A 20,680-nucleotide genomic window follows, 5' to 3' on the forward strand; every position below is an offset into this window, starting at 1 on the left:
GTCCCCATGCCACCCACGCCGCCCCCGCCCCACACCGGTGGACTGCTCCTGCTCATCGACGGCACCGCCGGTCTGCTGACCGTCGCCGCCCTCGGCATCGCGCTCCTGCTCTTCCTGATCATCAAGGTCCGGCTCCAGCCGTTCGTCGCGCTGCTCGCCGTCTCCATATCCGTCGGCCTCGCCGCCGGCCTGTCCGTCACGGAACTCTTCGGCACGGTCCAGAAGTCCGCCGCGGTCTCCGTCGTCGAGAACGGCATGGGCGGCATCCTCGGCCATGTCGCGATCATCATCGGTCTCGGCACCATGCTCGGCGCGATTCTCGAAGTGTCCGGCGGCGCCGAGGTGCTGAGCACCCGGCTGCTGAACCTCTTCGGCGAGAAACGCGCCCCGCTCGCCATGGGCCTCACCGGCCTGATCTTCGGCATCCCGGTCTTCTTCGACGTCGGCATCTTCGTCCTCGCGCCGATCGTCTACGCCGCCGCCAAGCGGTCCGGCAAGTCGATCCTGCTGTACGCGATGCCGCTGCTGGCCGGCCTGTCCATGACCCATGCCTTCCTGCCGCCGCACCCCGGCCCCGTCGCCGCCGCCGGACTGCTCCATGTCTCGCTCGGCTGGGTCGTCCTCATGGGCATCGTCGTCGGACTGCCCGCGGTCCTGGCGGCCTGGGTGTACGCCGCCTGGATCGGCAAGCGCCTCTTCGTCGACGTCCCGCAGGACATGCTGGAGGCCGCCGAGGACGCCAGGGCGGCTGTCGCCGCCGAACGCACCTCGAGGAACGGCGGCGCGGCCGAGACGCCCGTCGCACTCTCCACCGTCCTGTTCATCATCGGGACGCCCCTGGTCCTCATCCTCGCCGCGACCTTCTCCTCCATCGCGCTGGACGAGTCGACCCTGCGCTCGGTCGTCGAGTTCTTCGGCAGTCCCTTCGTCGCCCTGACGATCGCCCTGCTGCTCGCGTACTACCTGCTCGGCTTCCGCCGCGGCTGGTCCCGCAAGTCCCTTGAGCAGGTGTCCACTTCGTCCCTGAAGCCGGTGGGCAACATCCTGCTGGTCGTCGGGGCGGGCGGTGTCTTCGGCGCGGTGCTCAAGGCGAGCGGTGTGGCCCAGGCCCTGTCGGACACCTTCAACGACGTCGGTCTGCCGGTCGTCGTGCTGGCCTATCTGATCTCGCTGGTCCTGCGCGTGGCGCAGGGCTCGGCGACGGTCGCCATCGTCACCACCGCCGGGATCGTCCTGCCCCTGGTGGAGGGCGGCGACCACTCGCAGGCGTTCCTGGCCCTCGTCATCATGGCGATCTCGGCCGGCTCGATCTTCGCCTCGCACGTCAACGACGGCGGCTTCTGGATCGTCGCCAAGTACTTCGGGATCTCCGAGCGCGACACCCTCAAGTCCTGGACCGTGCTGGAGTCGGTGCTCTCCCTCGCCGGCTTCGCGGTCGCGGCGACGCTGAGCCTGCTCGTCTGACCGGCCGGTGGGAGCGGTGCCCGGCCCGGGCCGTCGTCGCACCCACCGGCGGTGGCCGGGTCAGACCGCCGTCGTGCACAGGACGTTCCTTCCGCCGTCGACCTCGTAGGTCCAGTAGATCCTCCGGTCGCCCTGGGAGCGGGAGCAGTAGCCGTTCGGATACGACGACTGCGCCTTGTGGTAACCGGTGATCTGCAGAATCGTGTTGTAGCCGGAAGGCACCTTGCCCGCGTCGCAGCTCCAGACGGCCATGATCCGCGAAGCGGTGACATTGTTCCGGTCGTCGCGCTTGGCGACGAAACACTCGCCCGTGTGGAACTGCCGCTCCACACACAGGGACGTGGAGAAGTCGTAGCGGGAGCCGGAGTGGTACCAGTACCCGCGGCCGTTCCCGGTCGGGCAGTCGGCGAAGGCGAGCCTCGGGCGGGCGGACGTGACGCGCAGATAGGCGTTGGCGGCGCCGCAGCGGACGACCTGGGGCGTACTGCTGGACCACTGGCCGTACCCGTCGTCGTACGTACTGAGGCAGTCGCCGCTGTTCACGGCCCGGAAGGCCAGGTCCTTCACGTCGGGGGTGGGGCTCGGCGGCGGGGTGTACCGGTAGCCGCCGGTCGACGAGGAACTGCCCGTGGTGGGGGTGGTGTCGTCCGACTTCGTCCCGTTGTAGACGAGGAAGACGACGAGCGCGAGGATCAGCAGCGCCCCGAGGGCGGAACCCACACTGCTCGACGACGACGACGACGACGGAGCGGGCGCGGGTGCGGGCGCCGGTGCGGGCCGGGCGGGCGCAGCGGGCGCGCGCGGAGGCCGGGGCGGCGGAGCGGCCGACCCCGCGCGGGCGCGCTGCTGCCCCTGGGGCCCGGGCTGCCCGGGGGGCCTTCCCGGGCCGCCCCGCGCTCGTCGCCGCTCCTGCTCGGCGCGGGCCCGCTCCGCCTCCTCCCGCGCTGCGCGCGCCCTCTCGGCCATGGCGTTCGCGAACCGCTCCCGCTCGCTGCCGCCGACCTGTGCCTGGTCCGCCGTGTACGGCCGAGTCGGACCGGGTGGCGGTACCGCGCCCGTCCGCTGGTCCAACGTCGGGGCCTCCCGCCCCTGCACGGCGGCCCGCTCGAACTCGCGGCCCTGGTTCTCGTACGCGGCAATCAGTTCCGTCCAGCGCGGCGGCAGCCACCGGCCGCCGCCGGGCGAGTTCGGCAGACCCGAGAGCGAGCTGACGAACTGGTCCATGACATCGTCCGGGCGCGGCCGCCCCTCCGGATCCGCGGCCAGACAGGGAGGGATCAGCGGGGTCAGTTCCTTCGGCAGGCCGGTCAGGTCGAGCTCACCGCGCTGCACCCGGGACAGCAGCCGCAGTGTGTCCCCGTCCTCCGGATAGGGGGGCCGGCCCACCGCGAGGTGGAAGAGGGTCGCGCCCAGCGAGTAGACGTCCGCGGCCGTGGTGGACTCCTCGCCGCGCGCCTGTTCGGGCGAGGTGAACGCGATGGTGCCCAGGGTGAGCTGGGTGCGCGTGATGTCGGTGGCGTGCGAGATGCCGAAGTCGATCAGCCGGGGCCCGCCCAGCGGCAGCAGGATGTTCTGCGGTTTCACGTCCCGGTGCACGATGCCCTGCGCGTGGAGCGTGACCAGCGCCTCCGCGGTCCCGGCGGCCACCCACCGTACGGCCGAGGCCGGCAACACCCCTTCCGAGCGGACCAGTTCCGACAGCGGCGGCGCCGCGATGTACTCGATCGCCATCCACGGCCGGTCGGCCGCGGCGTCGGAGTCCAGTACCCGCGCGGTGAAGATGCTGTTCACCCGCTGGGCGAGCGCCACCTCGCGGGCGAAGCGGCGGCGGTCGGTGTCCCCGACGACGCCCTCGGAGAGCAGGGTCTTGACGGCCACGAGCCGCCCGCCCCTGGTGCGGCCGAGGTAGACCCGGCCCATACCGCCGGAGCCGAGCCGGCCGATCAGCCGGTACTGTCCGAGCCGTTGTGGGTCGTCCCCGCTGAGTGGCTGGACACGTGCTCCTGCCATACGAACGCACCTCCCCCTGGTGCACGAGTGCGTATCCACAGTGCCAGAGCGGGGGCGGACAGACCATGGGTCTCCCCGTCCCGGACAGCACTTGGGACAGCGCTTGGGACAGGGAGACCCGGGGGCCCGAGGTCAGGGCCGGTGCGTCAGCCGGTGCAGTACTGCTGCTCCTTGCCGATGGAGCGGTACATGCAGTCGGCGTTCTCGACGAGCTGGAGCACCGCGTCGCGGTTGCGGCTGGTCTCGCGCTCGATCACCTCGTCGGGCGGGTAGAAACCGCCGCCGCCGAAGCCGGTCGGGTACATCTCGAAGGTGTACGCGAAGATCTTCTGCGCACCCCACAGATAGTCGTCGATCGACCCATCGGTGATGTAGAGGTCGCTCGACTGCTCGGGCGTGTAGCCGTTGCTCGCGGCCATCTTCTTGCCCACGGCGGCGAAGGCGTTGCGGTCGTCCTGGGTCATGCCGGGGCCGGTGTCGGCGTTGGTGTAGCCGAACGGCCACAGGACCAGCTCGCTGTACGTGTGGAAGTCGATGCCCGCCTTGATCTGCTGCTTTCCGCCGACCACCCGGGAGCGGACGAAGTCGGCGACGACCTTCACCTCGGGGGCGGACTCGGCGGCCCTGCCCCGGTACGTCTCGGAGCCGAACGATCCCGAGGAGCCGCCGCAGCAGCCCCACTTGAAGTCCCAGTTGCGGTTCAGGTCCGTACCGACGTACGAGGAACCGGTGTTGGGCTGCCGGTTCTTGCGCCAGCTGCGGTACGAGCCGCTGGCGATGTCGTACTCGCCGCCGTCGGGGTTGAGGTCCGGCACGATCCAGATCTCGCGGTTGTTCACGGCGTTGGTGATCCTGCTGTCGCTGCCGTAGCCCGCGCCGAGCTCACGCAGCAGATAGAGCGCCATCTCGACGGTGAGGTGCTCGCGTGCGTGCTGGTGGTGGGTGAAGAGGATCTCGGGCTCGTTCTCGTCCGTCGCCACATTGTCGCTGATCTTGATGGCGATGAGGTCGCGGCCTTGGTAGCTCTTGCCGATCACGCGCTTGCTCATGATGTTCGGGTACTGCGCGAGACGCTGGTTGATCTCCGTGTTCATCTCGGCGTAGTTGTGATAGCGCGCGTCGGCGGACGGGAAGTCGAACGGCTCGACGGCGCGCGCGCCGGTCCGGGCGGGCGGCGCGGGGAGCGCCTTGGGGGTGTAGCCGAGCGCCTTGAGCCTCTTGAGCTGCGCGGCGTTGGCGCTGACGACGATCGCGCGGGCGTCGACCTCGTCGATCGAGACTCCGGTGGCGGTGACGGCGGTACGGGCGGCGGGCGTGGACGGGCCCTGGATCTCGTACTGCCGGATGACTTCTTCGGCGGCGGCGGTCGGCGCCGGACCTGGTCCGGCGGGCGAGGCGGTAGCGGTGAGGGGCGCTGCCAGGGCGAGCGCCAGGACGGCCGCGAGAGTGGCGGTCCTTGCTCCTCGTGTGCGAAGTCGCATGCTGTCTCCTGGGTGGGGAGCGTGGGGGTCGGCTCAGTGCGACATGACTCCCGGTGGGTGACCGGGTGATGCGGTGTCCGGGTGATGCGGGTTTCCGCGCGGTGTTCGTCTGCGGGTGTTGCGGGTGTCCGCTGGGCGGTGAACGGGCGTGCGGTGTCCGGGCACATGGTGAATGGCTGACATGCCCCGGTCAAGGGTCGAGGTTCGGCCAACCTGCCCACCGGGGCGGCCCGTGGAACCGCTCGGGAGGTACGGCCCCTTGCGCGACCGTCGCCGAGCCGCTTTGGTGACCTGGGCCACAACAGGGGAGAACGGGAAGGCGGCCAGGGATGGCGGACACCACCCGGATCGACGCCGGGGAGAGCGAGAACCACCGCCCGCGCAAGCCGAGTTGGCGCTACATCGGGCCCGGAATCGTCGTCGCGGCGACCGGGGTCGGAGCCGGTGACCTCGTCGCCACACTGATCGCGGGCAGCAAGTTCGGCTACACGCTGCTCTGGGCGGCCGTCATCGGCTGCCTGGTCAAGATCTCCCTCGCCGAGGCCGCCGGACGCTGGCATCTCGCCACCGGCCGCACCCTCTTCGACGGCTGGCGCGGCCTCGGCGCCTGGACCACCGTCTACTTCGTGGGTTACGTCGTCGTGTGGGGCTTCGTCTACGGCGCCGCCGCGATGTCCTCCAGCGCCCTCCCGCTGGCCGCGCTGTTCCCCGGCGTGATGGACCTGAAGGGCTGGGCCGTTCTGTGCGGCCTGGTGGGACTGGGCTTCGTCTGGTTCAACCAGTACGCCGTCTTCGAGAAGGTCATGACGGTCCTGGTCGGCGTGATGTTCGTGGTCACCGTCTATCTCGCGATCCGGGTCACACCCCACCTCGGCGACGCCTTCGCCGGGCTCGCGCCCGTCCTGCCCGACGGTTCGCTGATCTACACGCTCGGACTGATCGGCGGAGTCGGCGGAACGATCACGCTCGCCGCGTACGGCTACTGGGTCAACGCCAAGGGCTGGACGAACGCGGGCTGGATGAAGGTGATGCGCCTCGACAACCGCGTCGCCTACCTCACCACCGGCATCTTCGTCGTGGCGATGCTCTTCGTCGGCGCCGAGCTGCTGCACTCCTCCGGAGTCGCCCTCGCCAAGGGCGACAAGGGCCTGCTCGACCTGAGCGGCGTCCTGGCGGACCGCTACGGAACGGCGACCGCCAAGCTCTTCCTGATCGGATTCTTCGCCACGTCCTTCACATCGCTGATCGGCGTGTGGCACGGGGTGAGCCTGATGTTCGCCGACTTCGTGACCGCGTACCGGCCCTCACTCGTCCCGGCCGACAGGAGCCGCGAGAAGTCCCTGCCCTTCCGGGCGTATCTGCTCTGGCTCACCTTCCCGCCCATCAGCCTGCTCTTCCTGGACCAGCCCTTCGGGCTCGTCATCGTCTACGGGGTGATCGGCGCGTTCTTCATGCCGTTCCTGGCGCTGACGCTGCTGTGGCTGCTCAACACCTCCCGCACCCCGGCCGAGTGGCGCAACGGCCTGCTCAGCAATGTGATGCTGGCCGCGGCCGGGCTGCTGTTCGTGGTGCTGTGCGCGCAGCAGGTGCGGGAACTGCCCTGGTGAGCGAGGCGTCCCGGTGAGCGCGGCGCGTGCCGCGCCGACGCAGCGGCGGGACCGGCGCGGCACGATCCGCAAGACACGACCTAACAGCCGGTGGCGTACGGCCCTCCGCCGCAGACCTGCGTGGCGATCATCCGGTACGAGATGAACAGTCCGAGCGCCACGAAGGCCCCGACGACCAGCACGCCGCCGATCTGGCCGAAGAGCGGAGACCACGCGCCACCCGGCCCGACCACGGTCGCCGTGCCGGCCGGATCGCGCCGCTGGTAGCGGACGGTCGCCTCCTGGCCCTCCGCCATCACCATCACCGACTCCTCGAAGCGGACGGCCTTTCCGGCCGCGTCCGTGAACTCGAAGACGTGCGTCCACTCGCCCGGATCGTTCCGCGTCCCGCTCCGGTAGCGGCGGACGCAGCGCCCCTGAGCGCGCTCGCCGCGCAGCAGGGAACCCAGCTGCCGCGCCAGCCGGCGGGTCAGTGAGAACCACAGCCAGCCGATACCGGCGGTGACGACGAGAACGACGATCGCAGTGAGCATGGCACTACGTTAAGCCGACTTGTCGACTGTTCCGGACCGCGATCTTGGGCCCGGCATGGGTCCACGGGCCCATGACCTGCATATACGCCGCCCTCTAGCGTGTCGGAGGCACCACTGGCACGAGAGGCAAGGCGCGTAAGCGATGAGCGGGGCACCCGGTAGTTGGTCACAGACTGTGCAACATCAGAGAAACGGCCGATCGGGGACATACAGTCCGTCGGACACCCGCCAACCCCGCCTCTTCTTCGCTCTCATGCGTTCCTGGGCCGCCGGAATCGTCGCCCTGTACGGTTCCGGTTACCTGCTCGGCAGGCTGCTCTTCGACACCCTCGCCGACCCGCAGCGCCTGGAGAGCTACGCCTGGCGTCTCGGCCTGATCCACGTCCCCAACGTCCTCAGCGTCACCTTCGCCGTCATGGCCTCGGCCTGGCTGATACGTGAGCCCTTCCGTGAGCGGGCCGTACTCCACCTGACGGCGGCGCTCGCCGTCCCCGTCGCCGCTCTCGTCCGGATGCTCGTCGTCGCCCGGGACATGATCCGGCCCGAGGGCATCGCCATGGCCGCCGCCGCGCTGGTCGCCGGCGGTGCGCTCGGCCTCGTGCTCGACCGGCTGCGCGAGCACCGCGGCGAGGACGACGCCGTGCCCGTCTACCCCCCGCCCACCGCCTCCTACCGGTGGGCCGACCGGGGCGCGACCGCCACCGAGTACATGGGCACGATCGTGGTCGTCACCGCCGTCATCGGCGCGATCATGGCGACGAGCGTCGGCCAGCAGATCACTGCCCAGATCAAGGCCGCCATCTGCCGGCTCACCGGCGGCTCCTGCACGCTCGAGAACCAGGCGGGCAAGAACGCCAAGCCGACGAACGACGCCGACTTCGCCCCGAAGATGTGCAACACGGAGAACTCCTCCTCCACGGCCGGCCAGGAAGTGAAGATCGCCTGGTTCAAGATCGGCAATGAGTACGGCTTCCAGCAGCAGAAGTTCAAGGTCGCGGAGAAGGACAAGGACGGAAAGACGGTCTACAAGGACCGCATTCGTCTGACGTTCAACGAGGCGGGGAAGGCGGGCGTGGCCTGGGAGCCGAAGTTCGGCGCCAAGGTCGGAAAGCTCACCGAGGACGGAAAGTCGACCGTCGAGGTCGGCGGCGGAGTCAAGATCGACGCCGGCGACACCTTCCAGTTCAACACCCAGAAGGAAGCCGACGAATTCCGCGAGAAGTTCGAGCAGCTGGAGAGCGCGAAGGCCGGCTACCAGTACGGGCGTGACTTCCAGTCGATCCGCAGCGCCGAGCGGTACATGAAGCTGAGCAAGGAGATCGACCAGAAGGTCAAGGGCGACCGCATCTCGTCCATGAGCGTCGGCGTCGAGGCCGCCGGTGAGGTCAAGCTGTCCGGCAACGCGACGGAGGAGCTGACCGCCGAGACCGGCGTGAAGGTGAAGGGCTCGTCGACGGCGTCCATCATCGACGACTCCATCAACGGCACCACCTCGAAGTCGTTCGCCTACAAGGTCGAGGGGTCGGGTTCCGCCAAGGGTCAGGCGGGCGGCACCTCCGCCTCCGCCGAGTTCGGCGAGAGCAGCAATGTGGCGCTGACCGTCACCCGCAACAAGGACAAGGACAAGTCCCTGAAGCGGATCGTCATCACCCGCACGGTGGAGACGAGCGACAAGGGCAGCGGCAAGGGCAAGGCAGAGGACGAGGAAAAGGTCGACGACAAGAACAAGAAGGGCAAGGACAACAAGAACGCGGGCAAGTCGAAGCACGGCGCCACCGGAACCGCCGGCTCCAAGGCCACCCAGACCGAGGTCGTCACCAACATGATCGAACTCGACACCCCGGAGAAGCAGCGCATCGCGCAGCAGTGGCTCGACGGCTCGGGCGCGTACACCGCCCCCGTCACGAACCTTTTCACCGACATAGCCCCGACCAAGGCGCCGGGCTCCGGTGACCCGTTCGGGCAGATGATGTTCGACTACGGATCATCCTCGAAAACTGTCTACGACGGCCTGACAAACTCCGCCGAACTCGGGGCGGAATTGAACCTCGGCGCCGCCTCGTTCGGTTACACCCTGAGCCTCGAGGGCAAGCACGAGACGCTGAAGAAGAAGGACGCCACATTCCTGGGGGCGCCGCACGACGGAAAGCGCAGTGATGTTCCCATGTCACTGTGCTCCAAGTGACAGCACACCGCAGGCCTCGGATCCGTGTCTCAGATCCTTGTCCCAGTGTCTCCGAAAGAGAAATGAAGCTCATGCGCAAGACCCTTTCCGCCGCCCTGGCCGCTTCCCTGGCCTCCACGCTGCTGCTGACCGCCTGCGGCAGTGAGGAGAAGGCCACCCCGGCCGGCTGGCAGACGCTGCACGCCAAGAAGGTCGAGGTCGGCTACCCGGAGGGCTACAAGGAACTCCCGGACGGCAAGCGGAGCGGGAACACCGACGCCGAGGCCGTCCTGACGGAGGACGGCAGGGCCGCCGTGCGCATCTCGATCGCCGTTGACTTCGCCGCGACCTCGCGCCTCGACATGGCCGTCCTGGTCGCGGAGAGCGCGTACGAGGTCGGCGGCACGCCCAAGGGGGAGAAGGACGTCGAGATCCCCGGGGCGAAGGAGGCCCGGCAGGTCACCCATGAGTTCGCCTCCAGCGGCCAGGGCGACGCGCCGGCCAAGGGCACCCGGATGACGGCGGTCGACGTGGTCGGCCTGGACGCCGCGGACCACCCGTGGGACGTGCGTGTGATCGCTCCGAAGGGGAAGCTCTCCGACGACGAGCTGCGGAAGATCGTGGACACGATCAAGGTGTCATAGCAGAGGCCCGGACGGAACGCGGGCAGACGGCAGCGCCGCCGGGGAAGTGGCGGCGCTGCTGTCTGTCTCTGTCTCTCCGGCTGTCTGTCTGTTCTGCCTGACGGGCGCTTGGTCAGGGCAGATTGTGGACGTGCGGTCCGACGGCGTTGGACCAGGCGTTCGAGGCGGTCGCGTCCCAGTTGGTGGACCAGGTCATCGCGCCCCGCAGGCCCGGGTAGGTCGTGGCCGGCTTGAAGGAACCGCATCCGGTGCCCCGGGCCAGGCAGTCCAGCGCGTTCTTCACGACGGACGGGTCGACATAGCCACTGCCGGCGCCCCTCGTCGAGGCCGGCACCCCGATCCCGACCTGGGAGGCGGCGAGGCCGCCCTGGAGCTGGATGCAGGCGAGCGCGGTGAGGAAGTCCACCGAGCCCTGCGAGTAGACCTTGCCGTCGCAGCCGAGCATCGAGCCGCTGTTGTAGTACTGCATGTTGACGACCGTGAGGATGTCCTTCACGTTCAGGGCCGTCTTGAAGTACTCGGTCGATGTCGACTGCATGTCGATGGTCTGCGGCGCCATCGTGAGCACCATCCCGGTCCCCGCCTTGGCGGAGAGCTGGCGCAGCGCCTTGGTCAGGTAGGTGGAGTTGATGCCGTGCTCGAGGTCGATGTCGACGCCGTTGAACCCGTACTCCCGCATCAGCGCGTAGGCGCTGTCGGCGAAGGCGGTCGCGGAGGCGTCACTGTTGATGGTGACGTTCCCCTTCTCGCCGCCGACCGAGAGGATGACGGACTTGCCGGCGCTCTTCTTGGCGGCGATGTCCGCCTTGAAGTCGGCGACGGAGGAGTAACCGACCGCCGGGTCGAGCGCGAAGGTGATCTGGCCGGCCGTGGCCGTGGACTCGGCGAACGAGACGGCGATGATGTCGTACTGCGACTGGACGTCCCGCAGCTTCTGCACGGCCGCGCCGTTGTTGAAGTTCTGCCAGTAGCCGGTCAGGGCGTGCTTGGGGACGGCGGGGCCGGGGCCCGGGGTGCCGGTGTCGCTCGTCCTGCCGGACACGGCGGCGGATTTCGCGGACTCGCCGGCCGCGTTGGTCGCGGAGACCTGGAACTGGTAGGTCGTGCCGGCCGCGAGCCCGGTTACGGTCGCCGAACTCGCGGTCACGGACTGGACCTTCGCGCCGTCACGGTAGACGTTGTAGCCGGTGGCGCCGGTCACGGGGCTCCAGCTGAGCGCGACGGACGACGTGGTCACGGCCCCGGCCGCGAGCCCGGCGGGGGTGGCCGGGACGACCGGGTCGGGGTCCTGCCCGCCGCCGCCGTCGGGCCCGAAGACGGACACGTCGTCGACGTAGTAGGCGCTCTGGCCGTACCAGCCGTGGGTGTAGACGGTCACCGAGGTGGTGTTCGCCCCGGTGGTGAAGGTGGTGGTGAGCTGCTTCCACCCGGAGCTGTCGGGCGTCCAGGTCGAGACGTCCGTGGTCCCGGTGCCGCCGGCCCCGAGATACGCGTACCCGCCCTGCACCCAGGCGCTCAGCGTGTACCGCGAGTTGGGCTTCACGGCCACGGCCTGGGTGCACTTGGCATGATCCTGGCCCCCGGGCGTCGCCTTCAGCGCCCCGGCCCCGGTGCGCACGGGCGAGCCCACGACGGCCCCGCTGCCGGCCGAACAGCTCCAGTTGGCGAGCCCCGACTCGAACCCGGGGTTCCTGGCCACGTTGACATCGGCCGCCTGCGCACTGCCGACCCCGCCGACCAGCCCGATCCCGGCCCCGACGGCGAGAGCGAGGACGCTGCCGACCAGCCGCCGTCGGCGTGGGCGAGGTCTGTGTGCCTGTGTGGTGGTGCGGTCCACTGCTGCCTCCGGTGCGGGAGTTGGGGGTGTGGAGGAGTACGGAACGGTGGCCACCGCTGGGGCAACAAGGTGGTCCAGACCAATCGGGTTGTCAAGACCTCTGACGCCGCTCGTCCGGGCCCGGACCTGCCGCCGTAATGGGGGCGAAATTGAGGGCGCGAATTGTAGGAGTGCGTGAAGGTGACGTCCATTCACCTCGCCGCATTAGCGAATCGTTGTAGCTGCACCTTTCGGCGCCGATCTTGGAAAGCGTGAATGTTTGGGAACGTGCTGTCCGATATGTGGCGTTTGGTGACGGTTGGTCGGCGTGCTCTCCTGTGGGATCAAAGGAGGGGTGTTTCACCGGTCAGTAAGTCGCGGATAAGCTGCCGGGGCAGCTGCATCCTGCAGTAAGTGATCTGCGGTTTCCGGGGAGCCGGAGACCGGAGTGAACGGGGAACTCAAAGTGCCGACAGCGATCGCGGTCACCAGCGCTGACCTGGTGCTGCCGCCAACGGATCAACAGACACCGACCGCAGCCGTCTTCCAGTCGACCGACGCCCAGCGTCTGGACGACGCCCTGACGGAGATGCACATCCTGCTGGAACAGCACGGCTATGTGATCGTCGTCTACCCCTCGTCCGTGTCACCGGCGTTGGAGCAACGCCTCTACGCGGTGCGAGGTATGCTCGAAAGCGATCGGATTGCGCTCTTGCGCGCGGATCTGCCGCCGCTCGGTGTCGCCGTGCTGGTCCGCCAGTTGCGGCAGCTGTCCATCTGTGACTTCAGCCCGGGTGTGATCGCCTCCGCCGCGCGGCTGCTCGCCCACTATGTGTACGCGGGCGCGGTGCTGAACTCGGTCGCCAAGCTCGACCGCGTTCCGGTGAGTCTGAAGTCACACGCCAAGTCATGGGTGCCCGGATCACAGTTCGCCGTACTGGCCGGACCGAATCCGCAGCTCATCAAGATCGGCCCCGGATCCGGACCGCTGGCGGGCCCCGAATTCGGCACCCAATTGCTGGTGGCGAAAGGCCAGCTGCAGTCGGACTGGGTCGCGTCGACCCTCGTCCCGTCCTGGCAGGTCCAGGGTGTGCAGGAGGCCGCGCTGCCCTCCGACTCGGCCCGCTGGTGGGGTACGCAGAAGCTGATCGAGTTTGTCGCGTACCTTCCGGACATCTCCGTCCTGTATCAACTCATCGCGTCCGTGCGGCGTGAGAAGTGCCACTGGTGTGGCATGGAGCTGATCGGCGACCGCTGCGGATTCTGCTCGTCACCACTTCCCGGTACCGAGAACCAACCGAGCGCCTCGGGTGTCCTGAATCAAGGGGCTCAGGCGCGTCCCGGGTCCTAGCCCGACCACGCACCGCCCGGGTTCCCCATGTTCCTCCGCTCGCCTGTACGTCAGCGCACGTCACGGCCGATCCATGCCCAACGCACCACCCCTACGCAACCGCGCATCCCCTGTCCGTTCCGCCCCACGCATCCGAACGAGGTTTGTCCGGCCCATGAACTCCCGTCAGCGCCGCGGCGTCATACTCCTGTTGTTGTCCGTCCTGTGCGCGTTCGCCGCCTTCGCCGGCGTGCTCTCGGTGATCAGCGATGTGAACTCGAAGGTCGGCCCCGAGGTCTCGGCGTACGAGCTCAAGTCCGACGTGGCGCCCTATACGGCGTTGAACGCCGGTCAGTTCGAGAAGGTTTCCATGCCGAAGCGGTGGCTTTCGGACAATGCGGTGACCGACATTGCTGAGATCAAGGGCAAGATCGCGGTCACCAATCTCCGCAAGGGGTCGCTCCTGCAGAACGACATGATCGTGAAGCGCCCGGCGCTGCAGCCCGGCGAGCAGGAGATCGCGATCATGATCGACGCGGCGACCGGTGTCGCCGGCAAGATCACCTCCGGCGCGACGGTGAACATCTACGCCACCTTCGCGGGCGAGCGCGACGGCGAGCCGTCCCAGTCGAAGGTCATCGTCTCCAACGCCAAGGTGCTCGATGTCGGCAAGCTCACCGCCCTCGAGCCCGGCAAGGACAGCAAGAACCAGGCCACCGAGGCCGTACCGATCACCTTCGCCCTGAACACCCTGAACACACAGCGCGTCGCCTACGCGGAGTCCTTCGCTCAGCACGTACGCCTCGCGCTGGTCGCTCCCGGCAGCGACACGACCATCCGTCCGAGCGACCGCACGTACACGCTCGACAAGGACAAGTGAGGATTGGATGACCACCAGGATCCTCCCGGCCGTCGGTGACGCCGACGCGGCTCGCTCCGTCACCACGCTGCTCAGCCAGCTCCCCGACGCGGAGCCCGCGTCTCCGGTCGGTGACTCGACGCAGCTCATCGACACCCTGGCGCGCCTCGCCGGGGAGTCGCTCGACGAGCTGCCCGAGGTCGTGCTGGTGCACGAGCGGATCGGCCCGGTGCCGGCACTGGAGCTGATCCGGGAGGTCTCCCTGCGATTCCCCGCCGTGGGAGTCGTCCTGATCACCGCCGACGCCAGCCCCGGCCTCTTCTCGGCCGCCATGGACTCCGGGGCCCGGGGGCTCGTCTCGCTGCCCCTGAGCTACGAGGAACTGGCGAGCCGCGTCCAGACCGCGGCCCAGTGGTCGGTCGGCGTCCGCCGCCACCTGGGAGCCGGTGGAGACGTCTTCACCGGCCCCGGCGGCACGGTCGTCACCGTCACCGGAGCCAAGGGAGGCGTCGGCACCACGGTGACCGCGGTCCAACTGGCCCTCGCCGCACGGGCGTCGGGCCGCAACGTCGCCCTGGTGGACATGGACCTCCAGGCCGGCGACATCGCCTCGTACCTCGATGTGCAGTTCCGGCGCTCCATCGTCGACCTGGCCGCGATCTCGGACATCTCGCCCCGCGTGCTGTCCGACGCCGTGTTCAGCCACTCCACGGGCGTCGCCCTGCTGCTCGCACCGGGCGAGGGCGAACGCGGCGAGGAGGTCAGCGACCGGTCCGCCCGCCAGATCATCAGCGCCCTGCGCTCCCGCTACGAGGTCGTGATCGTCGACTGCGGAAGCCAGATGCACGGTGCCAACGCGGCGGCGATCGAGATGGCGGACATCGCACTGCTGGTGACGACCCCCGACGTGATCGCCGTCCGGGGCGCCAAGCGCGTCGTACGGATGTGGGACCGCCTCCAGATCCGCAAGGCGGAGGAGACGGTCACCCTGGTGAACCGCTACTCCCGCAACACCGAGATCCAGCCGCCCCTGATCCAGAAGATCACGGGCACGCGGCTGGCCGGCACGGCGATCCCCGCGAACTTCAAGGAGCTCCAGGGCGCGGTGGACGCTGGCCGCATGCACGAACTGGACGCGAAGAGTGTCGTCAAGCAGGCCCTGTGGGGCCTGGCAGGGGAGTTGGGTCTTGTGAAGATCCCCGAGGGCGCAGAGAAGAGCGGTAAGTTCCGCAACGACCGAGGCTCGATCGGACCCCGCCGTAGGCGCGGTGGAGAGTCCGGGGGCCGTGGCGACACGGAGGGGGCTCGCTGAGCGATGGCGACCATGGGGGAACGGCTCATAGAGGGGACGGCGGCGATACGGCTGTCCCGGGCGCGACGAGCGACGAGGGATCGCGGGCAGACCGCGATCGAGTTCGTCGGCGTGACACCACTGATCATTCTGCTGCTGGTGGCGCTGTGGCAGTGCGCGCTGATCGGTTACACGTTCAGCTTGGCGAGCAACTCGGCGGATGTGGCGGCGCGCAAGGGAGCGACGTCCAACAGCGTCCGCTGGCTCGAGGAGTGCAAGGAGGCGGCCAAGGAGGACCTCCCGGACGCCTGGGCCAAGAACGCGGACCCGGGGTGCGAGAACACGCACGACGGACTCATCAAGGCCACTGTGCGCCTTTCGGTGCCGGTGTTGATGCCCGGAGCCCTCGACTGGCAGTGGTCGCTCACATCCGAGGCGTCCGCCGTGAGGGAGAGCTGACACATGAAGCACATCGCGCGCGTACGACGGAGTGACCGCGGCCAGGTCGCCGTGGAATACGTGGGCTTCATCCCGCTGCTGCTGATCGTGGCGCTGCTCGCGATCCAGCTGGGGGTGGCGGCGTACACGGCGAACCAGGCCGGTACGGCGGCCCGCGTGGCGGCACGAACGGCAGCCCTGGACAGGACGGAACTGACCCCGAGGCAGGCCGGCAAAGCGGCCATCAGCGACTGGCTGGCCGACGAGTCGGACGTCTACGGCTCACGGGACGGCGACGCGGTGACCTACACCGCCAAGGTCAAGGTTCCCTCGGTCATCCCCGGGCTCGACGGCAAGTGGGGCTGGGCAGAACGCAGTTCCACCATGCCCGTCGACTGATCACAGACACGCACCACCCAGCTCGACCGAGGAGTTGCACACATGAGCCTGCGGGCACGCATCACCGCCCCCGAGGAGAACGGCGGGCGGGAAGACGGCCACATGGTGGCCACCTACCGCGCCAAGCTCCTCGAGGAGATCGACCTCGCGGAGATGTCCTCGCTGGCGGCCGCCGACCGCCGCGCACGGCTGGAGCGGGTGCTCGGGCACATCATCAGCCGTGAGGGCCCGGTCCTCTCGACGATCGAGCGCTCCCAGCTGATCCGCCGGGTCGTCGACGAGGCCCTCGGCCTCGGCATCCTGGAGCCCCTCCTCGAGGATGCCTCGATCACCGAAATCATGGTGAACGGGCCGGACCAGATCTTCGTCGAGCGCAGCGGCAAGGTGGAACAGCTGCCGATGCGCTTCGGCTCCCACGAGCAGCTGATGCAGACCATCGAGCGCATCGTGTCGACCGTCAACAGGCGCGTCGACGAGGCGAATCCCATGGTCGACGCCCGCCTCCCCAGCGGTGAGCGTGTGAACGTGATCATTCCCCCGCTCTCCCTGACGGGCGCCACGCTCACCATCCGACGCTTCCCCCGCGCCTTCACCCTTCAGGAGATGATCGGCTTCGGCTCGATCGACGAGCAGATGCTGATTCTGCTGTCCGGGCTGGTGCAGGCCAAGTGCAACATCATCGTCTCGGGGGCCACCGGTACCGGTAAGACCACCCTGCTGAACGCGCTGTCCGGCCTGATCCCGAACGACGAACGCATCGTCACCATCGAGGACTCGGCCGAACTGCAGCTCCAGCAGTCCCACGTCATCCGCCTCGAGTCCCGTCCGGCCAACGTCGAGGGCAAGGGCCAGATCACCATCCGTGACCTGGTCCGCAACTCCCTGCGTATGCGCCCCGACCGCATCGTCGTCGGTGAGGTCCGTGGCGGCGAGGCGCTCGACATGCTCCAGGCGATGTCCACCGGTCACGACGGTTCGCTCGCCACCGTCCACGCCAACAACACCGAGGACGCACTGATGCGTCTGCAGACCCTGTCCTCGATGTCCGAGATCAAGATCCCGTTCGAGGCGCTGCACGACCAGATCAACAGTGCCCTCGACGTCATCGTGCAGCTGACCCGTCACGCGGACGGATCCCGCAAAGTGACCGAGATCGCGTTTCTGGACTCGCACGGACGCGATGCCTACCGCATCGTGAGCCTCGCTCGCTTCGTACCCCAGCCGATGGCCGCCGACGGCCGGATCTACGGCCAGTTCCACTACCTTCCGCTTCCGCGCCGTCTCGCCGAGCGCCTCTACATGGCCAGTCAGCCCATTCCCCAGGCGTTCGGCGTGGCCGCGTCCGACGAACAGCTCGCAACTCGAGAGGCCAACTAGGTACCGCCCGATGGACAATCTCGCACCACTCACGATCGGCATCACGCTGCTGTGCTGCGTGCTCGGCGTCTGGGGCCTGCAGTCGTACTCGACGGGCAAGGCCGAACGCGAAGCGCTGGTCACCCGGCTCTCGACAACAGGACAGATTCCCGTTGTAGGGCGCCATCGGCGCTTTCAGGGCGTCGACCGCCGGCTGCGCAAGACCGGCCTCGGCCGGAAGATCGAACTGAAGCTCGCCGCCACGGGCATGGACATCACCCCGGGTGAGTTCTTCGTCTACGCGATCGCCGCCACGGCCGGCCTGTGGCTCGTCGCCTCGTCCATCCTGGCCGCCTTCTTCGGCCCCGTGGCCGCGCTCGCCGGCCTCTGGGGAGCGAACACCTTCCTCAACTGGCAGCGCGCCAAGCGCACCGAGCGCTTCATCAACCAGCTGCCCGAGCTCTCCCGCATCCTCGCCAATGCCACACAGGCCGGCCTCGCCCTCCGTACCGCCCTCGGCATGGCGGCGGAGGAGCTGGAGGACCCCGCGGGTGAGGAACTTCGACGGGTCGCCCGCCGGCTCGCGGTCGGCGAATCGCTGGAGGACGCCCTCAGCGAGCTGACCGAGCGCCTGCCCTCGCGAGAGCTCGTCGTCCTGGTCACCACGCTCGTTCTGTCCAACCGGGCAGGCGGTACGGTCGTCAGTTCCCTGCGCAACCTCACCGAGACTCTGGAGGAACGCAAGGAGACCCGGCGCGAGGTCAAGACCCAGCTGTCCCAGGTGACGGTCACCGCATACGCCGTACCGGGCTTCGGCTTCGGCGCCATGCTCCTGATGAACGCCGTGATGCCGGGCGCCCTGGACCGTATGACGGGCGCGCTCATCGGACAGGCGGCGGTCATCGTCTCCCTCGTCCTCTACGCGATCGGATTCCTCGTGATCCGTCGCCTGTCCCGTATCGACGTCTGAGGGGGAGTACGGACATGGACCTGCTGCTTGCGGCCGTATTCGGCCTCGCTCTGTACGGAATCATCCACGGCATCCGCATGTACCGGGCGGATGCCAAGCTTCCCGGTGACCTGGCCATCGCGCTCGAAGTCGGCTCCACTCGAACGAGTGCCGTGGGTTCCGGCATCGACCGGATGGGTATGCGCTGGGCTCCCAGTGTGCTCAAGATGATGGGGCCCAAGGCCGTCAACAAGAAGCGCCGCCAGATCGACCTGGCGGGTAATCCGGGCGGTCTCACCATCGACCGGTACGCCGCGCGGCGCGCGGTCTACGGCGCGCTGGGCCTCTTCGGCGCCCTGTCCACCCTGATGCGTGGTCAGGTCTTCATGACCCTGATCCTGCTCGCCTTTGGGTTCTTCTGGGTGGAGGTCGGCATCTGGTCGGCCATCAGGGTCCGTAAGGAGCACATCGAGCGGACACTCCCCGACTTCCTCGATGTCCTCGCGGTCGTCGTCTCCGCCGGCCTCGGCTTCCGTCAGGCGCTGGAGCGTGTCGCGGAGAAGTACGAGGGCCCCTGGGCCGACGAGCTGCGCATCACCCTGCGCCAGATGGACATGGGCGTCAGCCGCCGACAGGCCTTCGAGGAGCTGCGCAAGCGCAATGACTCCGAGCAGGTGGCGATGTTCGTGACGACGCTCCAGCAGGGCGAGGAGCTGGGCGCCCCGATCGTCGAGACGCTCATCCAGATCGCGAACGACATGCGCCGTACCGACGCGCAGAACGCCCGCCGGAAGGCGGCCAAGGCGGTCCCGAAGGCCACCTTCGCGGTGACGTCCTTCCTGCTGCCCGGAACTCTCGTGATGCTCACCGTCGGCTTCGTGTATGGCGCCAACGTCGACTTCAGCTTCCTGGGTGGATGACGGGGATGAGCAGAGCGGCCTGGGACGGCGGTTGTGACGAGCAGGAGGAGGTGACAGTGCGATGGCATTTCAGCTGGGCGATATTCAGGGCGGTCTGACACCGGAGGCAGCACAGCCTTCGGCGGGCCCCGGATTCCGGCCGGCGTTCACCATCCAGGTCAACGCCCTCCAGGCGATGTGCCGCCAGGTCTTCGGCTTCCGCCTCGCCATGATCGCCGTCGCGGCCCCCTTCGCGCTCGACAACACCGCCGCCGGTCTGGCCATGTGGCTGATCGGCGCGGCCATCCTCGTCACCTTCATGGGTTCGTACGCCCTCTTCCGCGACTGGGAGCGATTCGGCCCCCTGTTGCTGCGCCACCCCTGGCTCCTCGCCGTGGACGCCGTCTTCGGCGCACTGCTGCTCATCACGGGAACGCCCGAGTCGACCCTCGCCTATGTCACCGTCTGCACGCCGCTCCTGGCCGGACTGGTCTACGGCTGGCGCGGAGCGGCCGTCTTCGCGGCACTCCAGACACTGATCGTCTTCCTGATCTACGGCGCCGACAAGACGCTGGAGGCCGACGACGCGACCGTCCTCCTGCTCCCCGGCTTCTGCGTCATCGCGGGCGCGGTCGGCGTCACCCTGCGCAATCTGCTTCTCCGCTTCGGCGCGGCGAGCCAGGCGCTGACCGAGACCCGCGCCCGCCTCGCGGTCAACGACGCCGTTGAGGGCGAAAGGTCCCGGCTCGCCCGCGAGATGCACGACTCAGTGGCCAAGACCCTCCACGGCCTCGCGCTGGCAGCCGACGGCCTGGCCCATTCCGCCGACCGGATGGACCCGCTCACCGTCAAGCACCAAGCCGAGCTGGTCGCCCGGTCCGCCCGGCGGGCCGCGGCCGAGTCCCGGGAGCTCCTGGCCGATCTGCGCCGGGACTCCGGCCTGGACGGTGGCGTCGATATCACCGGCGAACTGTCGGCCAGGGCCACCGACTTCACACGCCGCCACGGGATGCCGGCCAACTTCCGGCACCTCGGCGACACCCCCTTGCCGCCGGTGCCGCAGGTGGTCGCCCGGCAACTGCTCACCATCGCCTCCGAAGCGATGGAGAACGCGCACCGGCACGCGCATCCCACCTACCTCGATGTCTCCGTCGGGGTCGTCGGAGACGTCCTGCGGGTGAGCGTGTACGACGACGGCCGCGGGCTGCCCGTCGGCACGACGCTCGACGAACTCAAGCGGGCCGGCCACTTCGGACTCGTGGGGATGGTCGAGCGCGCAGCCTCGATCGGCGCACGGATCCGGATCGGGCGGGGCCACGCGGCGACGGGCACGGAGGTCCGGCTGGACCTCCCCGTGGCCGCCCTGCTGGCCACCCCGACCGCCGTGCCGGACAGCGCTACCCAGGCACCACAGCTCCATTGACCGCTCCATCGTCCCCA

At 68.7% G+C, this 20,680-nt stretch carries 17 protein-coding genes; 13 read left to right on the forward strand and 4 right to left on the reverse strand.

The genetic code is table 11. The features are described 5' to 3' along the window. The first annotated feature begins 6 nt into the window (after window positions 1-6). Window positions 7-1,464 carry a GntP family permease gene (locus ACZ5VC_RS06600; protein ID WP_469119013.1) on the forward strand — a complete coding sequence of 486 codons (1,458 nt, stop codon included), beginning with the start codon at window positions 7-9 and terminating at the stop codon, window positions 1,462-1,464. A gap of 60 nt (window positions 1,465-1,524) precedes the next feature. On the opposite strand, the gene ACZ5VC_RS06605 is transcribed toward ACZ5VC_RS06600, so the two are convergent. Next, the gene (locus ACZ5VC_RS06605; RefSeq protein WP_469119014.1) at window positions 1,525-3,474 is read right to left on the reverse strand and encodes a serine/threonine-protein kinase; all 1,950 of its coding nucleotides are present in this window, start codon (window positions 3,472-3,474) and stop codon (window positions 1,525-1,527) included. A gap of 146 nt (window positions 3,475-3,620) precedes the next feature. Further along, window positions 3,621-4,955 carry a M14 family metallopeptidase gene (locus ACZ5VC_RS06610; RefSeq protein WP_469119015.1) on the reverse strand — a complete coding sequence of 445 codons (1,335 nt, stop codon included), beginning with the start codon at window positions 4,953-4,955 and terminating at the stop codon, window positions 3,621-3,623. Between the two features lie 329 nt (window positions 4,956-5,284). On the opposite strand from ACZ5VC_RS06610, the gene ACZ5VC_RS06615 reads away from it, so the two are divergent. After that, the gene (locus tag ACZ5VC_RS06615; protein WP_469119016.1) at window positions 5,285-6,562 is read left to right on the forward strand and encodes an Nramp family divalent metal transporter; all 1,278 of its coding nucleotides are present in this window, start codon (window positions 5,285-5,287) and stop codon (window positions 6,560-6,562) included. Window positions 6,563-6,642: 80 nt separating this feature from the next. On the opposite strand, the gene ACZ5VC_RS06620 is transcribed toward ACZ5VC_RS06615, so the two are convergent. Then, a complete protein-coding gene (locus ACZ5VC_RS06620) occupies window positions 6,643-7,095 on the reverse strand; it encodes a DUF3592 domain-containing protein (RefSeq protein ID WP_469119017.1) in 453 nt (150 codons plus the stop codon). A 253-nt stretch (window positions 7,096-7,348) separates the two neighbouring features. Here ACZ5VC_RS06620 and ACZ5VC_RS06625 point away from each other — a divergent pair, with 253 nt between their 5' ends. Both ACZ5VC_RS06625 and ACZ5VC_RS06630 read left to right on the forward strand, forming a co-directional pair. Then, a complete protein-coding gene (locus ACZ5VC_RS06625; protein WP_469119018.1) occupies window positions 7,349-9,280 on the forward strand; it encodes a hypothetical protein in 1,932 nt (643 codons plus the stop codon). A 71-nt stretch (window positions 9,281-9,351) separates the two neighbouring features. After that, window positions 9,352-9,903: a hypothetical protein gene (locus ACZ5VC_RS06630; protein WP_469119019.1), complete on the forward strand. Its 552-nt coding sequence runs from the start codon at window positions 9,352-9,354 to the stop codon at window positions 9,901-9,903. A 112-nt stretch (window positions 9,904-10,015) separates the two neighbouring features. On the opposite strand, the gene ACZ5VC_RS06635 is transcribed toward ACZ5VC_RS06630, so the two are convergent. Further along, on the reverse strand, window positions 10,016-11,740 hold the full coding sequence (locus tag ACZ5VC_RS06635; protein ID WP_469119020.1) for a chitinase: 1,725 nt from the start codon (window positions 11,738-11,740) through the stop codon (window positions 10,016-10,018). 481 nt (window positions 11,741-12,221) lie between these two features. Between ACZ5VC_RS06635 and ACZ5VC_RS06640 the strand changes: the two genes are divergently transcribed. From ACZ5VC_RS06640 to ACZ5VC_RS06680, 9 genes are all read left to right on the forward strand, one after another. Beyond that, entirely contained in the window at window positions 12,222-13,070 is an 849-nt protein-coding gene (locus tag ACZ5VC_RS06640; protein ID WP_469119581.1) for a hypothetical protein, read from the forward strand. Between the two features lie 154 nt (window positions 13,071-13,224). Beyond that, window positions 13,225-13,929 carry a Flp pilus assembly protein CpaB gene (cpaB, locus tag ACZ5VC_RS06645; RefSeq protein ID WP_469119021.1) on the forward strand — a complete coding sequence of 235 codons (705 nt, stop codon included), beginning with the start codon at window positions 13,225-13,227 and terminating at the stop codon, window positions 13,927-13,929. Window positions 13,930-13,936: 7 nt separating this feature from the next. Beyond that, window positions 13,937-15,220 carry an AAA family ATPase gene (locus tag ACZ5VC_RS06650; protein ID WP_469119022.1) on the forward strand — a complete coding sequence of 428 codons (1,284 nt, stop codon included), beginning with the start codon at window positions 13,937-13,939 and terminating at the stop codon, window positions 15,218-15,220. A gap of 3 nt (window positions 15,221-15,223) precedes the next feature. After that, window positions 15,224-15,658, forward strand: a complete 435-nt coding sequence (locus ACZ5VC_RS06655; protein WP_469119023.1) for a TadE family protein — start codon at window positions 15,224-15,226, stop codon at window positions 15,656-15,658. 3 nt (window positions 15,659-15,661) lie between these two features. Beyond that, the gene (locus ACZ5VC_RS06660; protein WP_469119024.1) at window positions 15,662-16,036 is read left to right on the forward strand and encodes a TadE/TadG family type IV pilus assembly protein; all 375 of its coding nucleotides are present in this window, start codon (window positions 15,662-15,664) and stop codon (window positions 16,034-16,036) included. A gap of 42 nt (window positions 16,037-16,078) precedes the next feature. After that, window positions 16,079-17,413, forward strand: a complete 1,335-nt coding sequence (locus ACZ5VC_RS06665) for a CpaF family protein (RefSeq protein WP_468714527.1) — start codon at window positions 16,079-16,081, stop codon at window positions 17,411-17,413. A gap of 10 nt (window positions 17,414-17,423) precedes the next feature. Then, window positions 17,424-18,362 carry a type II secretion system F family protein gene (locus tag ACZ5VC_RS06670; RefSeq protein WP_469119025.1) on the forward strand — a complete coding sequence of 313 codons (939 nt, stop codon included), beginning with the start codon at window positions 17,424-17,426 and terminating at the stop codon, window positions 18,360-18,362. 14 nt (window positions 18,363-18,376) lie between these two features. Continuing rightward, window positions 18,377-19,261: a DUF5936 domain-containing protein gene (locus ACZ5VC_RS06675; protein ID WP_469119026.1), complete on the forward strand. Its 885-nt coding sequence runs from the start codon at window positions 18,377-18,379 to the stop codon at window positions 19,259-19,261. Window positions 19,262-19,322: 61 nt separating this feature from the next. Continuing rightward, entirely contained in the window at window positions 19,323-20,663 is a 1,341-nt protein-coding gene (locus tag ACZ5VC_RS06680) for a sensor histidine kinase (RefSeq protein ID WP_469119027.1), read from the forward strand. Window positions 20,664-20,680 lie beyond the last annotated feature (17 nt).

This window comes from Streptomyces sp. NPDC033174 (genome assembly GCF_055577795.1).

Excerpts from the sequence above, each read along its gene's own strand:
- ACZ5VC_RS06615 (WP_469119016.1), top strand. The coding sequence starts at position 5,285 with ATGGCGGACACCACCCGGATCGACGCCGGGGAGAGCGAGAACCACCGC.
- ACZ5VC_RS06680 (WP_469119027.1), top strand. The coding sequence starts at position 19,323 with ATGGCATTTCAGCTGGGCGATATTCAGGGCGGTCTGACACCGGAGGCA.
- ACZ5VC_RS06665 (WP_468714527.1), top strand. The coding sequence starts at position 16,079 with ATGAGCCTGCGGGCACGCATCACCGCCCCCGAGGAGAACGGCGGGCGG.
- ACZ5VC_RS06670 (WP_469119025.1), top strand. The coding sequence starts at position 17,424 with ATGGACAATCTCGCACCACTCACGATCGGCATCACGCTGCTGTGCTGC.
- cpaB (WP_469119021.1), top strand. The coding sequence starts at position 13,225 with ATGAACTCCCGTCAGCGCCGCGGCGTCATACTCCTGTTGTTGTCCGTC.
- ACZ5VC_RS06675 (WP_469119026.1), top strand. The coding sequence starts at position 18,377 with ATGGACCTGCTGCTTGCGGCCGTATTCGGCCTCGCTCTGTACGGAATC.
- ACZ5VC_RS06610 (WP_469119015.1), bottom strand. The coding sequence starts at position 4,955 with ATGCGACTTCGCACACGAGGAGCAAGGACCGCCACTCTCGCGGCCGTC.
- ACZ5VC_RS06600 (WP_469119013.1), top strand. The coding sequence starts at position 7 with ATGCCACCCACGCCGCCCCCGCCCCACACCGGTGGACTGCTCCTGCTC.
- ACZ5VC_RS06605 (WP_469119014.1), bottom strand. The coding sequence starts at position 3,474 with ATGGCAGGAGCACGTGTCCAGCCACTCAGCGGGGACGACCCACAACGG.
- ACZ5VC_RS06650 (WP_469119022.1), top strand. The coding sequence starts at position 13,937 with ATGACCACCAGGATCCTCCCGGCCGTCGGTGACGCCGACGCGGCTCGC.
- ACZ5VC_RS06655 (WP_469119023.1), top strand. The coding sequence starts at position 15,224 with ATGGCGACCATGGGGGAACGGCTCATAGAGGGGACGGCGGCGATACGG.
- ACZ5VC_RS06630 (WP_469119019.1), top strand. The coding sequence starts at position 9,352 with ATGCGCAAGACCCTTTCCGCCGCCCTGGCCGCTTCCCTGGCCTCCACG.
- ACZ5VC_RS06620 (WP_469119017.1), bottom strand. The coding sequence starts at position 7,095 with ATGCTCACTGCGATCGTCGTTCTCGTCGTCACCGCCGGTATCGGCTGG.
- ACZ5VC_RS06660 (WP_469119024.1), top strand. The coding sequence starts at position 15,662 with ATGAAGCACATCGCGCGCGTACGACGGAGTGACCGCGGCCAGGTCGCC.
- ACZ5VC_RS06625 (WP_469119018.1), top strand. The coding sequence starts at position 7,349 with ATGCGTTCCTGGGCCGCCGGAATCGTCGCCCTGTACGGTTCCGGTTAC.